Consider the following 13,881-nt stretch of genomic DNA (forward strand, 5'->3'; position numbering starts at 1 on the left):
GGGGCAGGTGCATTCGTGTCCTTGCCCCATCCGTGGGCCTCACATAGCATCCCACCTGTGTCCAGCACCGCAGGGCAGACCGCGGCCTCCCGCCTCAAAATTGTCTCCGCAGGCCTGACGGACGTCGGGCGCAAGCGCAATCACAATGAGGACAGCTTCCTTATTGATGATGAGCTGCAGCTCTATGTCGTGGCGGACGGAATGGGCGGTCACGCGGGTGGCGGTACCGCGTCGCGCATCGCCGTCGAGACCATCGACAAGGAGATGCGCCGGGCGCGAGAGGGGAAGGACAACCCCTTCCTCTCCGTCCCCAACCTGCAGGACTCACCCATCCCCGAGTCCCTTCGCACGGCGGTAGAGAAGGCCTGCCTGGCCATCTTCACCGCCGCCCAGGAGGACGCGCGGCTGTCCGGCATGGGCACCACCGTCATCTCCCTGGTGGTCCGGGACGAGCACGCCTTCTTCGCCCACGTCGGCGACAGTCGCGCGTACCTCATCCGGGGGGACCTCATCCAGCAGATCTCCGAGGACCACTCGCTGGTCAACGAGCAGATCAAGGCCGGGATGATTACCCCCGAGGAGGCCAAGCACTCCCGGTACAAGAACATCATCACCCGCTCCGTCGGCTTCGAGGAGGAGGTGCAGGTGGACGTCATGGGGCTGGTGTCGGAGCCCGGGGACGTCTTCCTCCTCTGCTCGGACGGCCTGGCCAACATGCTCGAGGACCGTGAAATCCACGAGGTGGTGTCCAAGGCCCGCTCACTGGACGAAGTGCCCAAGCGTCTCGTCGACCTCGCGAACGAGCGGGGCGGGGACGACAACATCACCGTCATCGTGGTGCGCGTGGAGGCTTGAGTCGGCTGCTGTGACGTGCAGTGGCCGCCGACCCTCCCCATGGGTCTGTTGACCTTGATACTCTTCAGGTAAGAATGGTATCTGCCCCAACGTTTCCAGCGGCGGCGAAATGCCGCTGGGCGACGGAGGCAGGCTGGGGATTGGCTGGGGGAGGTGTTGCGCGAGAACGAGCGACTTAGCTTGTCGCGCCTGAAGTCCCACGCAAAGCAGGGAGCGGTCCCGTGGCGAAAAAGTCCTTCACACTGATGGTGATCCCGGACCACGACGCGCCGGTGAAGCGGTACACCATCCAGCGGTCCTTCCTCATGCAGGTGGGGATGGGGCTGATGTTGGTGGTGGGACTGGCGGCCGGGGCAAGTGTCCACTACTTCCAGGTCGCCGCCGACGCGTCGGAGAACCGCATCCTCCGCGAGGAGAACCTGACGCTCCGCTCGCAGCTCAAGTCGGTGCGCGAGCGCATCGAGCACATCGGCTCCACGCTGGACCGGGTGGAGCGGTTCGACCAGAAGCTGCGCGCGATTACGCTCCTGTCCGACCCGCAGCGCAACTTGGCCATGGGCCCGACGGAGCCCGAGGCGGGCACCACGGCGCCGGCCACCGACACCCAGTTCACCCAGCTCACCACCACGGTGTCGCCCAACGCGCTGCTGGGGCGGCTGGACAAGCTGAGCGCGGAGGCCACCCGCCAGGAGCAGAGCCTCCAGGAACTGCAGGCGTACTTCCAGGACCAGAAGTCGATGCTCGCGTCGACGCCGTCCGTGTGGCCCGCGCGCGGTTGGGTGACGAGCGACTTCGGCCAGCGCCTGGACCCGTACACCGCGGACCGGGTGATGCACGCCGGTCTCGACATCGCGGCGCCGCACGGCAAGGAAGTCTATTCGCCGTCGGACGGCACGGTGGTCTTCGCCGGCCTCGAGGGGGGGTACGGCAACGTGCTCGTCATCGACCACGGCTACGGCATCAAGACGCGCTACGGCCACCTGTCGAAGATGCTGGTGAAGGCCGGCGACCGGGTGAAGCGCGGGGCGCTCATCGCGGCGGTGGGCAACACCGGCCGCTCCACCGGCCCGCACCTGCACTACGAGGTTCGCGTCAACGGGATTCCCCAGAACCCGCGCAAGTTCATCCTCGAGGAGTAGCGAGGGGCTGCGCTCCAGCGCTGGAGCCTCGGGCTCGCGCTGGAGGGGGAAGTGGCACTCCGGCGCTGGAGCCTCGGGCTCGCGCTGGAGCCCAGGGGCTCACGGCGTGCCGGGCCCCGGGACGAACCCATCCAGCCGGAGTCGCCGACGCTGCAGTCCGCTCGCGCGTCCACTTCGCACCATGACGTGGGTGCGCTCCAGCTCGGCCCACACCAGCGGCCCCAGCACCTGCCAGTGCGAGGGCGCGTCCACCGTCAACTCCAGCAGGCTCACCGTCCACGCCGGGACGTCCGCGTCGGGCGTTGCCTCGGGCAGCACGCGACGCACGTCGCTCGCGAGCCGCTCCCTCGTGGGGCCGTCCAAATCCTCGCGCACGGTGAGCTGTGAGGTGGGCACCAGCAGCGCGGCGAAGCAGTCCGCGTGCAGGCGCAGCACCCTGGCGCCCGGGTACTGAGCGGCGAGGGACTCGGCGGTGGCGCGCAGCACCGCGTCCCCGGTGGGAAAGCCGAAGCGGGCATTGACGTGAATCATCCCCTGCACGTCGGCGATGACGGCGCCCACGCGCCACCCGTCATGGTGGGCGTGGGTGGACAAGTCGTATTCCTCCTTGAGGAGGTTGCCCTGGGTGAGGGCGGGCACCTGGAGCGCGCCCGTCTTCGCGTCCGGGTGGCCGCGGCGGGCCTGCTCGGCCTGGAGGAGCAGCTCCACGGCGGCCTGCACGGGCGCGTCCCGGTGGCGCTGGAGCACCCACGGATTCAGGGCGATGAGGGCGGTGGCGGTGGCGTCGTCGAGCGGGTAGGGCATCGCGCCCCTTCTGTAGCGCGTCCCGCGTCGCGGCGCAGGCGCCTTACTTCATGCGGTGGGCCGTCACCGTCACCTCGTCCCGGTCATGGTAGAGCTGCCGGACGGTGAGGCCCTCCCAGGCTCCCTCCTGCGTCAGCGTCTGGCGCACGCGCAGCAGCATGGGGTTCTTGTCCTTCATCGGCAGCTTGATGTTGGCCACCAGGTGGCGGGCCCAGTTGCGCCGGCCCCACTTGGCGAGCAGCTGCGCCACCTCGAGCGGGCGCCACGCCATGTCGCAGAAGAGCCAGTCCACCGGCTCCTCGGGCGCGTAGGCGAAGGCGCTCTCCTGCACGTGCTGCACGCGCTTGTTGGCGGCCAGCTCCGGCATCAGCCGCGCCGGGTCCACCGCCACCACCCGCGCCCCCCGCGCCACCAGCCGCTGCGTCCACCCGCCAGGCGCCGCGCCCAGGTCCACGCAGACGTCCCCGCGCCCGGGCTCGAAGGCCAGCCCGTCCAGTGCCTCCTCCAGCTTCATGGCCGCCCGCGAGGGGGACTCGCCCGCGCGCTTCATGCGCCGCCGCCCGCCTGCCGCCAGCGACAGCGCCTCGCGAGCGGGCACCGCGCCCACCACGGTCAGCCCGTCCGGCGCCACGCACAGCCCCACCATCACCGCGCCTGCATCGCGTGCCCGCTGCGCGTCGTCCACCAGACGCTCCGCGGGGAGTCGCGCGCGCACCGCCGCTTCCAGCGCCTCCGCGGGCGCCGTCAGCGTGTTGCCGCGCGGCGTGTCCGGCGTGAAGGCCTGCACCACCCAGGGCGCTCCGCGCGGCAGCGAGCTCACGACCTTCGCCGCCGCCTCGGCCACCGCGTCAGGGGTGTTGGCCGTCAGCGAGACGAGCACCCGGTAGCCGGCCCGGGCGAAGGCGGGCGACAGTCCGGTGACGGCCTCGCTTTCCACCAGCGCCTCGCCCAGCAGGCGGGGATGGGCACCTGCCCACTCCAGCTCCTCGTAGAGGTGGGGCTCGAAGCCCGCGCGGCAGGTCCACAGCCAGTGCCCCGGCCGGGCGGCCAGCGTTTGTGCGGGCATGGCGGGGACGCGGGCCCGGGGTGGGACCCGGGGGGCAGGCGCCGCGGCGTTTGCAGGCGGCCCGACGTTGGCGCCCGGGCCCTGGGAGCCGCGGGAGCCCGGGCCCTGCTGGGGGCCGCGGGAGCCCGGGCCCTGCTGGGGGCTGCGGGAGCCCGGGCCCTGCTGGGGGCTGCGGGAGCCTGAACCCTGGGCGCCTCGGGAGCCCGTGCCCTGGGGGCCCCGGGGGGCAGGCCCCTGGCGTCCCCCGGACGGACCCGGCCGGGCGGGGCGGCGGGATTTGCCTGCGGGTGAAGGTTGGCCCTGGCCGCGGCGTTGATTTCGTGTGGGGGACATTGCGTGTGCTCGGTTCCGCTTTACTGTGAGCCGCTGCGTGTACGGCGACCGGCCGAGTGGAAGTTTCGGGGGTCGCTCGTGGTTTTCAACCGGTTCTCCCTTACACCTCCTGGGATTTCCCTTCACTCGCCGCCGTCCTTCGAGGATTCTCCGGCGAGAGAGTCGACCGAATGATCGAATGGACGCTGAAGAAACTCATCGGGACCAAGAATGAGCGCGAGCTCAAGAAGTCCCAGGGGAAGGTAGCCCGGGTCAACGAACTCGAGACCCGCATGCGGGCCCTCAAGGACGAGGACTTCGCGGCGGAGACGGCCCGCATGCGGCAGGAGATCCAGAACGGCCGGTCGCTCGACGACCTGCTGTTCGAGGCCTTCGCCCTCACCCGCGAGGCGGCGCGCCGCGTCATCGGGCAGCGCCACTACGACGTGCAGCTCATCGGCGGCATGTTCCTCCACGAGGGGTGCATCGCGGAGATGCGCACCGGTGAAGGCAAGACGCTGACCGCGACGCTGCCCACGTACCTCAACGCGCTGTCCGGCCGTGGCGTGCACGTGGTGACGGTGAACGACTACCTCGCCCGCCGCGACGCGGAGTGGATGGGGCGCGTCTACAAGTTCCTGGGCATGACCACCGGCTGCGTCCTGCACGAGCTGACGGACAAGCAGCGGCAGGAGGCGTACCGCTCGGACATCACCTACGGGCAGAACAACGAGTTCGGCTTCGACTACCTGCGCGACAACATGAAGTTCCGTCTGCAGGACTACGTCCAGCGCGAGCTGAACTACGCCATCGTCGACGAGGTGGACTCCATCCTCATCGACGAGGCCCGCACGCCGCTCATCATCTCGGGTCCCACCGAGGACAGCACGGACAAGTACTACCGGGTGGACCAGGTCATCCCCGGGATGGTGCCGGACCAGGACTACACCCTGGACGAGAAGCACCGCTCCGTGTCGCTCACCGACGACGGCATCGAGAAGCTCCAGAAGCGGCTGGGCGTGGGCAACCTGTACGACCCGGGCGAGATTGAAACGCTCCACCACGTCGAGCAGGCCCTGCGCGCGCACACCCTCTACAAGCGCGACAAGGACTACGTCGTGAAGGAGGGTGAGGTCGTCATCGTCGACGAGTTCACCGGCCGCCAGATGCCGGGGCGCCGCTGGTCCGACGGCCTCCACCAGGCCATCGAGGCCAAGGAGGGCGTGAAGATCGAGAACGAGAACCAGACGCTGGCGACCATCTCGTTCCAGAACTACTTCCGCATGTACTCCAAGCTGTCCGGCATGACGGGCACCGCGGACACCGAGGCGGAGGAGTTCGCGAAGATCTACAACCTCGACGTGCGCGTCATCCCCACCAACCGCGCCAACATCCGCAAGGACCAGCAGGACGTGGTCTACAAGACGGAGCGCGAGAAGTTCGAGGCGGTGGCGGAGCAGATCGCCGAGCTGCACCAGAAGGGGCAGCCGGTGCTGGTGGGCACGGTGTCCATCGCGAAGAGCGAGGTGGTGGGCAGCTTCCTCAAGAAGCGCGGCATCCCCCACAACGTCCTCAACGCCAAGCAGCACCAGCGCGAGGCGGACATCGTCGCGCAGGCGGGCCGCAAGGGCGCCGTCACCATCTCCACCAACATGGCCGGCCGCGGCACGGACATCCTCCTGGGCGGCAACGCGGAGGTCCTGGCCAAGGCGGCCATGGGCCCGCCGCCGGAGCCGCCCACCACGCCCGCCGTGGAGGGGCAGCCCATCGACCTGACGGGCTACCAGCAGGCGCTGGCGGACTGGGAGAAGCAGCTCACCGACACCAAGGTGAAGCTGGAGGAGCAGACGAAGAAGGAGCGCGAGGAGGTGATGGCGGCCGGAGGCCTGTTCATCATCGGCACCGAGCGCCACGAGTCGCGCCGCGTGGACAACCAGCTGCGTGGCCGCGCCGGCCGCCAGGGTGACCCGGGCGCCAGCCGCTTCTTCCTGTCGCTCGAGGACGACCTGATGCGCATCTTCGGGTCCGAGCGCATCCAGGGCCTGATGGAGCGGCTGGGCATGGAGGAGGGCGAGGTCATCGAGCACGTGTGGCTGTCGCGTGCCATTGAAGGCGCCCAGAAGCGGGTCGAAGGCCACAACTTCGACATCCGCAAGAACCTGCTCGAGTACGACGACGTGATGAACCAGCAGCGGCGCACCATCTACAAGCTGCGCCGCCAGGTGCTGGCCGCCGGCGCGGGCGTGCCGCTCATCGAGTACACCGAGGACCCGAAGACGCGCGTGAAGTCGCGCTCCGAGCAGACGGTGAGCTGGGCGGACTTCCGCGAGCTGATCCTGGACTCCATGGAGGACGTCATCGTGTCCCTCACGGACACGTACGCGCCCACCAAGGGCGTGGACGGCTGGGACATGGAGGCGCTCACCAACGGGGTGAAGGAGACCTTCAACCTGGAGATGGGCTTCGAGGGCGTGGGCAGCCGCGAGGAGCTGCAGGAGCACATCTACAAGGCGGCGGAGAAGGTCTTCCAGGCGCGCGAGGAGGAGTTCGGCGAGAACTTCATGCGCTTCCTCCAGTACAACTACCTGGCGACCATCGACCGGCTCTGGAAGGACCACCTGCTCGCCATGGACCACCTGCGCCAGGGCATCGGCCTGCGTGGCTACGGCCAGAAGGACCCGAAGCAGGAGTACAAGAAGGAGGGCTACCAGGGCTTCATCCAGATGCTCTCCGCCATCAAGGCGCAGTTCGTCACCCAGCTCATGCACGTGCAGCCCCGGTCCGCCTCCAACGCGGCGGAGGAAGCCGCCCGCATCCAGCGCCAGCTCGCCCAGCAGCAGAAGAAGGCGGTGGAGGGACGCGGCACGGCGGACGGCAAGCTGGACGAGGCCTCGGTCGCCGCCACGGCCCGGCCCCAGGCCGCCCGCTCGGACAAGCCCGCCGTGGGCCGCAACGACCCCTGCCCCTGCGGCAGCGGCCGCAAGTACAAGAAGTGCCATGGGGCCGCGGAGGCCAACGTCTAGTCGGGGATTCCTGCCACGGCCCGGCCAGGGCAGCAGGACACCGGCGCGGCTGGCGCTCCCTTCCCGGGGCGGCCACCGCGCCGGTCGTCTTTCTGGAGACGGGCGGGGGGGCTGGAGGTCAACCGGGCAGGCACGGGCCGTCCAGGACGGTACGGACGATGCAGTGAAGCTTGCGCCGCCCGGAAGGGTTCTGTTAAGGACCCCCGGCCCCTGGGTATGGGGTCGGGGAGCAGTCGAGCCCTGGTAGCAAGGCAGCAACCACTACACACACGCTCGTGCCGGTCGCCGGTGCCTCCGTGAATGGGCCTCTGGAGAAGGGGCTCCTCTTCACGGTCGTCACGACCGGGCTTCGCGAGCGTGGCGGATCACCAACCGGAGAGAGAATCACATGGAGACGCAGGACACGCAGACTCAGGGCCAGGCGATGGCCGCCGCCAGCGGCATCACGATGAGGCAGCTCCTGGAGGCCGGTGTTCACTTCGGCCACCAGACGAAGCGCTGGAACCCGAAGATGAAGCCCTACATCTTCGGCGCCCGCAACGGCATCTACATCATCGACCTGCAGAAGACGGTCACGATGGCCCGTTCCGCGTTCCGCTTCGTGGCGGACATCACGGCGCGGGGCGGCTCGGTGCTGTTCGTCGGCACCAAGAAGCAGGCGCAGGACGTCATCCGCGAGGAGGCCGCGCGCGCCGGTCAGTTCTTCGTCACCAGCCGCTGGCTGGGCGGCACGCTGACCAACTTCAAGACCATCAAGCAGGGCATCGACCGCCTGAAGACGCTGGAGAAGATGGCCGAGGACGGCACCTTCGAGCGGCTCCCGAAGAAGGAAGTCGCCCAGCTCGAGCGTGAGCGCGAGAAGCTGGAGAAGAACCTGGGCGGCGTGAAGGAGATGTCGAAGCTGCCCCGCTGCGTCTTCGTCATCGACCCGAAGAAGGAGCACATCGCCATCCACGAGGCGAGCCGCCTGGGCATCCCGGTGATTGGCCTGGTGGACACCAACTGCGACCCGGACGGCATCGACTTCGTCATCCCGGGCAACGACGACGCCATCCGCTCCATCAAGCTCTTCACCTCGAAGATCGCCGAGGCCTGCCTCGAGGGTGCCGCGCGTTACCGCGCCTCTGGCGCCGCCGAGCGCGACGAGCAGGAGGAGCGTGAGGGCCGTGACGACCGCGGCGACCGCCGTGACGACCGCCGGGGCCCGCGCCGTGGCGACCGCCGTGACGACCGCGGTGGCCGGGGTGGTGACCGTGGCGGTGACCGCGGCGGCGAGCGCCGTGGCCCCCTCGTGGAGATGAAGGGCGCCCCCGTCGCCGCCGAGCAGCCGGCCGCCGAGGGCGCTGCTGAGGCTGGCGGCGAGGAGCCGGCGGCGGCCGAGTAGCCGTCCCTTCCTCTCGTTGGTTTCAAGGCGGCCGGGTGGCGCAGCAGCGACCCGGCCGCCCCTGTTTCCCGTGTACCGCAGTACCCCTTTTCAACCCTGATGCTCCGCCCGGCGCTTCGCGCCCATGGAGAGGCGGAGGCTGGAGACGAACATGGCCGAGGTCAGCGCCCAGATGGTGAAGGAGCTCCGCGAGCGGACCGGCGCGGGCATGATGGACTGCAAGAAGGCGCTCGCCGAGAGCGCCGGCGACTTCGCGAAGGCCGAGGAGTGGCTGCGCAAGAAGGGCATCGCCAAGGCGGCCGGCAAGGAAGGCCGCGTGGCCGCCGAAGGCCTCATCGGCACCTACCTCCACGGTGGCCGCATCGGCGTCATCGTCGAGGTCAACTGCGAGACGGACTTCGTCGCCCGCAACCCGGACTTCCAGGAGCTGGTGAAGGACGTGGCCATGCAGATCGCCGCGGCCAGCCCCAAGTACGTCCGCCGCGAGGAGGTCCCCACGGACAACCTCGACAAGGAGAAGGAAATCCAGCGCGACCTGCTCAAGCAGCAGGGCAAGCCCGAGGCGATGCTGGACAAGATTCTCGTCGGGAAGATGGAGAAGTACTACGAGGGCGTGTGCCTCGTGGACCAGCTCTGGGTGAAGGACGACAAGAAGAAGGTCGGTGAGATGATCACCGAGCGCGCCGCGAAGATTGGCGAGAAGGTCTCCGTCCGCCGCTTCGTCCGGTACGAGGTGGGTGAGGGCATCCAGAAGCAGAAGGACGACCTCGCCGCCGAGGTCGCCAAGACGCTGGGCCAGGCGTAATTCCCAGGGGCCCCCTCAGGGGCTGCTTGAAGGAACTGAGGGCCGCGCGCACGGGCTTCCCCTGGAAGGGGGACCGGGCGGCGCGGCCCTCGTCCTTGCGGGCTCCCCCCTCCCTTGCGACAGACAGCGGACGATGCGGGCTGGACAGTCCGACTCGGGCGTTGATCAGTCGCGGGACGGGGGATAGAAGCGGACGCGCATGTCCTCCGACACGACGAGCCCCCTCCGTTACAAGCGCATTCTCCTCAAGCTCTCGGGCGAGGCCCTGATGGGCGAAGGCAAGTACGGCATCCATCCGCCCACACTGATGGCCATCGCCGAGGAGGTCATCGAGGTGGCGCAGGCCGGCGTGGAGGTGGCCCTCGTCATCGGCGGAGGCAACATCTTCCGCGGCGTGGCGGGCGCCACCGAGGGCATGGACCGCGCGAGCGCGGACTACATGGGGATGCTGGCCACCTGCATCAACTCCATGGCCATGCAGGACGCGCTGGAGAAGAAGGGCGTCCACACGCGCGTGCTGTCCGCCATCAAGATGGAGCAGATTGCCGAGCCCTACATCCGCCGGCGCGCGGTGCGTCACCTGGAGAAGGGCCGCATCGTCATCTTCGCCGCGGGCACCGGCAACCCGTACTTCACGACGGACACCGCCGCTTCGCTGCGCGCCATGGAAATCAACGCGCAGGTCATCCTGAAGGCGACGAAGGTGGATGGCATCTACAACGCGGACCCGAAGAAGGACCCCACCGCGCGCCGCTACCGGACGCTGACGTACATGGACGTGCTGCGGCAGAACCTCAGTGTGATGGACTCCACGGCCATCTCGCTGTGCATGGACAACAAGCTGCCCATCATCGTCTTCGACCTGACGGTGCGTGGGAACATCCGCCGCGCGGTGCTCGGGGGCGGGGAGATTGGTACGCTGGTGGGCGGGACGGAGACGGCCTGGGCCTAGCGTCCGGGCGCTCCCCGCCGGCAAGCACTCAAGGAGAGACTGCAATGAGTGGAGACGTCGTCGCCGAACTGAAGACTCGCATCGACAAGTCGCTCGAGGACCTCAAGAGGGAGCTGACGAAGGTGCGCACCGGGCGCGCCAGCATCTCCATCCTGGATGGCATCCGGGTGGACTACTACGGCACGCCCACGCCGCTGTCCGGCGTGGCCAGCGTCAACGCGCCCGAGCCCCGGCTCATCACCATCAAGCCGTGGGAGAAGAGCGTCCTCAAGGAGATCGAGAAGGCGCTGCGCGAGGCGAACCTGGGCATCAACCCGATGAACGACGGGGAGATGATTCGCCTGCCCTTCCCGCCGCTCACCGAGGAGCGCCGCAAGGACATCGCCAAGCAGGTGAAGACGAAGGGTGAGGACCACAAGGTCGCCATCCGCAACGTCCGCCGCGACGCGAACGAGGCGCTCAAGGTCCAGCTCAAGGACAAGAAGATCACCGAGGACGACCACAAGCGCATCACCGAGACGGTGCAGAAGCAGACCGACGCGGGCATCGCCCAGGTGGACGACATCGTGAAGAAGAAGGAGAAGGAGGTCATGGAGGTCTGATGGCCTCCGTGCTCCTGGCCGAGCCCTCCGTGCCGGTGGCGGGCGCTCTGCGCCGCTACCTGGAGGGCGCCGGCCACGAAGTCTCCTCGGTGGGCAGCGCGGACGAAGCGCTGCGCGCCGCCCGGATGCGTCCTCCCACCGTGCTGCTGGCCTCGGGGACGGGCACCCTGGACGGAGAGGCGCTGTGCCGCGCCCTCCGCGCGGACGGGCTCTCCGTCCCGGTGCTGCTGCTGTACCCACCCACCGAGGAGCACGCGGACGAGCGCGCCGTCGAGGCGGGCGCGGACGGGTGCCTGGTGGGGCCCCTCAAGCGCGCCAACGTGCTGACCTGTGTCGGGCTGCTGATGCAGCGCGAGGAGGCACGGAGGCTGGCGGCCCCCGCTCCGGCCGAGGCTTCCGGCGCGACGCTCGTGCTCACGAGTGAAGACGAGCTGAGCTTCGGGGAGTCCACGCCCGACGGGGCTTCAGGCGCGGGTTCCGTGCCCTCGCGCGACGAAGCGCGAAGGTCGGAGGGCTCCCCTCCGGGGGCGGCCTCCCGCGTGGCCTTTGCCCTGGAGGGCTCGGGCGAGGCCGTGGGCCCGGACGCCCAGGCCGGCACGGGCGTGGCGTCGACATCCTCTCGAGGGACGGCCTCCCTGCGCGCGTCGGGGTTCGCCATCACCCCCGTGCCGGGCACGTTGACCCTCCTGGAGCCGGAGGGCCGCCGCGTCACCCGCTCGGACCTGCCCTCCGTGGGCGCATCGCCGTCGTCCTCGCCGGACTTCGAGTTCCTCAAGCGGCTGATGCTGATGGAGGTGAAGCGCAGCCGCCGCTACCGCTACCCCATCGCCCTGCTGCTGGTGGAGCTGGACCGCTACACCGAGCGCATCGCTCCGCTCGCCCCCGCCGCCCGCACGGGTGTGCTGGCCGAGGCGCTGGGGCTGCTGGTGGCGGGCGTGCGTGACATCGACGTGGCGGTGCCCTTCTCGGACAGCCGCTTCGTGGTGTTCCTCCCGCACACGCCGCGCTCGGGCGCCCTCGTCGTGGCCGAGCGCCTGCGCGAGCGGGTGAAGTCCCTGCGGGGGCTGGCGGGCACGAGCGCGTCCGTGGGCGTGGCCGTGTCCGAGCCGCCGGCGGGCAAGGCGCCTTCGTCCGGTGGCGGGGCCCAGGTGAGCTTTGGAGGCCTGCTGAAGGAAGCGGGCGAGGCGCTGCGCCGCGCGCAGGCGGCCGGGGGCGACAGGGTGGAGCCGGCGGGCGGGAGGCCTCAGCCGGGATAGATGAAGTCCACGCCGCTGATGTCGTGCACCACGTCCGCGACGAAGGCGAGCAGCTCCAGGCCCCGGCCCTTGTCGTCCTTCCAGGCGCTGGTGGCCGGGTCGTACGTGAAGTGGATGCCCTGGCCCCGGCCCGCCACCCAGATCTGCCGCACGGCGCGCTGGGTGTTGACGATGCACTTCTCGCGGGAGCGGGCGGTGAGCGTCACCATGTCGCCCGTGCTCTCGGCCTCGAGGAGGTCCGGGTCGATGGCGTCCGCCGCGGCGAGGATGCGGCGGAACGCGGCGGTGGCGAGCTGGTTGTAGCGGGCTTCGTCCATCATGGCCGCGCGGGCCTCACTGGATGACGTCGAGCACCTGCTGGCCAGGGGCCGCGTAGAACAGGAACTTCAGCTGGGGCGTCTCCCCCTCCGTGCGCTCCAGCGCGATGACGGTGCCCGGGTTGACGGGCTTGGGGAAGGACTGCATGCCCAGCAGGTGGGCCGCCAGCGCCCCCATGGAGGGCTGATGCCCCACGAGCACGAGGTTCTGGTCCGAGTGCTCGGTCAGCACCGGCTCCACCGCGCCCACGGGCATGTCCGGCAGCAGGCACCGGTGCACCTTGAGCAGACCCTCGTGCTTCGTCTCGATGGAGAGAATCTGCGCCGTCTGCACCGTGCGCACCAGCGGGCTGGTCAGGATGAGACCCACGGGGCCCATGCGCTCCGACAGCGACGCGAAGTGCTGCGACGTCGTGGCGCGGGCCTTCGCGGTGAGCGCGCGCGCCTCGTCGCCGAGACCCTCGGGGATCTCTGCGTCCGCATCGCCGTGCCTAACCAGGAAAATCCTCAAAGTCCCTCCACCGCTTTCGACAGGACCGCGGTTCGTACACGAGCGCGGCCGGGTAGGTCAAAGGTAATGCGGCGATTGTTCAGTGGCCGGAACAACTCCGTCGTGCCAGAGAGAGAAGGGCGTCACCGGCCGCCGCGCAAGTGGCGGAAGTTCCCGGTGTCCCCGGCCCGTCTGGAGGAAGACGCATGCGCACCGTGCTGTCGGGACTGTTGGTACTGCTGACCTTCTCGGCTTGTAAGAAGGAAGAGGCCGCACCTCGCCCGGCACCCGGGGAGGCAGCCGAGCCAGCCAACGGCACCCCGGCGGGAGGGGAGGCCGAGGTCGGTCCGTACACCGTGACGAAGGAGAAGCTGGACGCGTACGTCGGCTACCAGCGGCGCATGCTGGACGTGTACGGCTCGCTGCTCAAGGGGCTGCACGGCCTGGGCGCGCTGGTGGACGCGGGCACCCCGGAGGCCATGGCGTCCGCGCGCGCGGGGCTGAAGGTGGTGGAGGCGAAGGCCAAGGCGGAGGCCGAGGCCCGGCAGCAGGCGGGGCTGAGCGAGAACGACGTCAACGGCATCGCCGAGGTGGTGACGGCGGTCATCAGCCAGCGGCAGCTCGGCCGCACGCTCCAGTACGAGGAGGAGCTGAAGAAGCTGGAGGCGCTCCAGGCGAAGCTCCCTCCCGAGCAGCAGGAGGGGCTCGCGGCCCAGGTGGCCTCCATGCGCCGCCAGGTGGAGGCCTTCGAGAAGCTGGCCGACGCGCGCCGCGACTACGGCGACGCCAACGTGGACGTGGTCCTCACCCGCGAGGACGACCTGATGAAGAACTACCAGGAGATGCTGCGGGTCTTCACCGGCACGCGCCGGTGAA

Annotated in this window: 13 protein-coding genes; 9 read left to right on the forward strand and 4 right to left on the reverse strand. The window is 69.5% G+C overall.

Annotated elements, in window-relative coordinates:
* Nucleotides 1–57: 57 nt before the first annotated feature.
* Nucleotides 58–855: a Stp1/IreP family PP2C-type Ser/Thr phosphatase gene (locus OV427_RS35850; protein ID WP_267860720.1), complete on the forward strand. Its 798-nt coding sequence runs from the start codon at nt 58–60 to the stop codon at nt 853–855.
* Between the two features lie 221 nt (nt 856–1,076).
* Nucleotides 1,077–1,994, forward strand: coding sequence for a M23 family metallopeptidase (locus OV427_RS35855; RefSeq protein WP_267860721.1), 918 nt, complete (start codon nt 1,077–1,079; stop codon nt 1,992–1,994).
* Nucleotides 1,995–2,093: 99 nt separating this feature from the next.
* Here OV427_RS35855 and OV427_RS35860 read toward each other — a convergent pair whose 3' ends face one another.
* Both OV427_RS35860 and rlmM read right to left on the reverse strand, forming a co-directional pair.
* Nucleotides 2,094–2,798, reverse strand: coding sequence for a GGDEF domain-containing protein (locus tag OV427_RS35860; RefSeq protein ID WP_267860722.1), 705 nt, complete (start codon nt 2,796–2,798; stop codon nt 2,094–2,096).
* Between the two features lie 43 nt (nt 2,799–2,841).
* Nucleotides 2,842–3,864 (reverse strand): 23S rRNA (cytidine(2498)-2'-O)-methyltransferase RlmM, encoded by a 1,023-nt coding sequence (rlmM, locus tag OV427_RS35865; RefSeq protein WP_267860723.1) that lies wholly within the window; start codon nt 3,862–3,864, stop codon nt 2,842–2,844.
* A 503-nt stretch (nt 3,865–4,367) separates the two neighbouring features.
* Between rlmM and secA the strand changes: the two genes are divergently transcribed.
* The 6 genes from secA to OV427_RS35895 all read left to right on the forward strand — a co-directional run bounded on the left by secA (nt 4,368) and on the right by OV427_RS35895 (nt 12,198).
* Nucleotides 4,368–7,199 carry a preprotein translocase subunit SecA gene (gene secA / locus OV427_RS35870; protein ID WP_267860724.1) on the forward strand — a complete coding sequence of 944 codons (2,832 nt, stop codon included), beginning with the start codon at nt 4,368–4,370 and terminating at the stop codon, nt 7,197–7,199.
* 388 nt (nt 7,200–7,587) lie between these two features.
* On the forward strand, nt 7,588–8,583 hold the full coding sequence (rpsB, locus tag OV427_RS35875; protein WP_267860725.1) for a 30S ribosomal protein S2: 996 nt from the start codon (nt 7,588–7,590) through the stop codon (nt 8,581–8,583).
* A 151-nt stretch (nt 8,584–8,734) separates the two neighbouring features.
* Nucleotides 8,735–9,388 carry a translation elongation factor Ts gene (gene tsf / locus OV427_RS35880; protein ID WP_267860726.1) on the forward strand — a complete coding sequence of 218 codons (654 nt, stop codon included), beginning with the start codon at nt 8,735–8,737 and terminating at the stop codon, nt 9,386–9,388.
* A 199-nt stretch (nt 9,389–9,587) separates the two neighbouring features.
* Nucleotides 9,588–10,340, forward strand: coding sequence for a UMP kinase (gene pyrH / locus OV427_RS35885; RefSeq protein ID WP_267860727.1), 753 nt, complete (start codon nt 9,588–9,590; stop codon nt 10,338–10,340).
* Between the two features lie 44 nt (nt 10,341–10,384).
* Nucleotides 10,385–10,942 carry a ribosome recycling factor gene (gene frr, locus OV427_RS35890; protein WP_267860728.1) on the forward strand — a complete coding sequence of 186 codons (558 nt, stop codon included), beginning with the start codon at nt 10,385–10,387 and terminating at the stop codon, nt 10,940–10,942.
* A complete protein-coding gene (locus OV427_RS35895) occupies nt 10,942–12,198 on the forward strand; it encodes a diguanylate cyclase (protein ID WP_267860729.1) in 1,257 nt (418 codons plus the stop codon). The genes frr and OV427_RS35895 overlap by 1 nt, the downstream gene beginning before the upstream one ends.
* Here the strand turns inward: OV427_RS35895 and cyaY are convergent.
* The gene (gene cyaY / locus OV427_RS35900) at nt 12,186–12,518 is read right to left on the reverse strand and encodes an iron donor protein CyaY (RefSeq protein WP_267860730.1); all 333 of its coding nucleotides are present in this window, start codon (nt 12,516–12,518) and stop codon (nt 12,186–12,188) included. The genes OV427_RS35895 and cyaY overlap by 13 nt on opposite strands.
* Nucleotides 12,519–12,531: 13 nt before the next feature.
* Nucleotides 12,532–13,026: a SixA phosphatase family protein gene (locus OV427_RS35905; protein WP_267860731.1), complete on the reverse strand. Its 495-nt coding sequence runs from the start codon at nt 13,024–13,026 to the stop codon at nt 12,532–12,534.
* A gap of 185 nt (nt 13,027–13,211) precedes the next feature.
* Here OV427_RS35905 and OV427_RS35910 point away from each other — a divergent pair, with 185 nt between their 5' ends.
* The gene (locus OV427_RS35910) at nt 13,212–13,880 is read left to right on the forward strand and encodes a hypothetical protein (RefSeq protein ID WP_267860732.1); all 669 of its coding nucleotides are present in this window, start codon (nt 13,212–13,214) and stop codon (nt 13,878–13,880) included.
* The last annotated feature ends 1 nt before the right edge of the window (nt 13,881 follow it).

The sequence above is a fragment of the Pyxidicoccus sp. MSG2 genome (assembly GCF_026626705.1).
Taxonomy (GTDB): domain Bacteria; phylum Myxococcota; class Myxococcia; order Myxococcales; family Myxococcaceae; genus Myxococcus.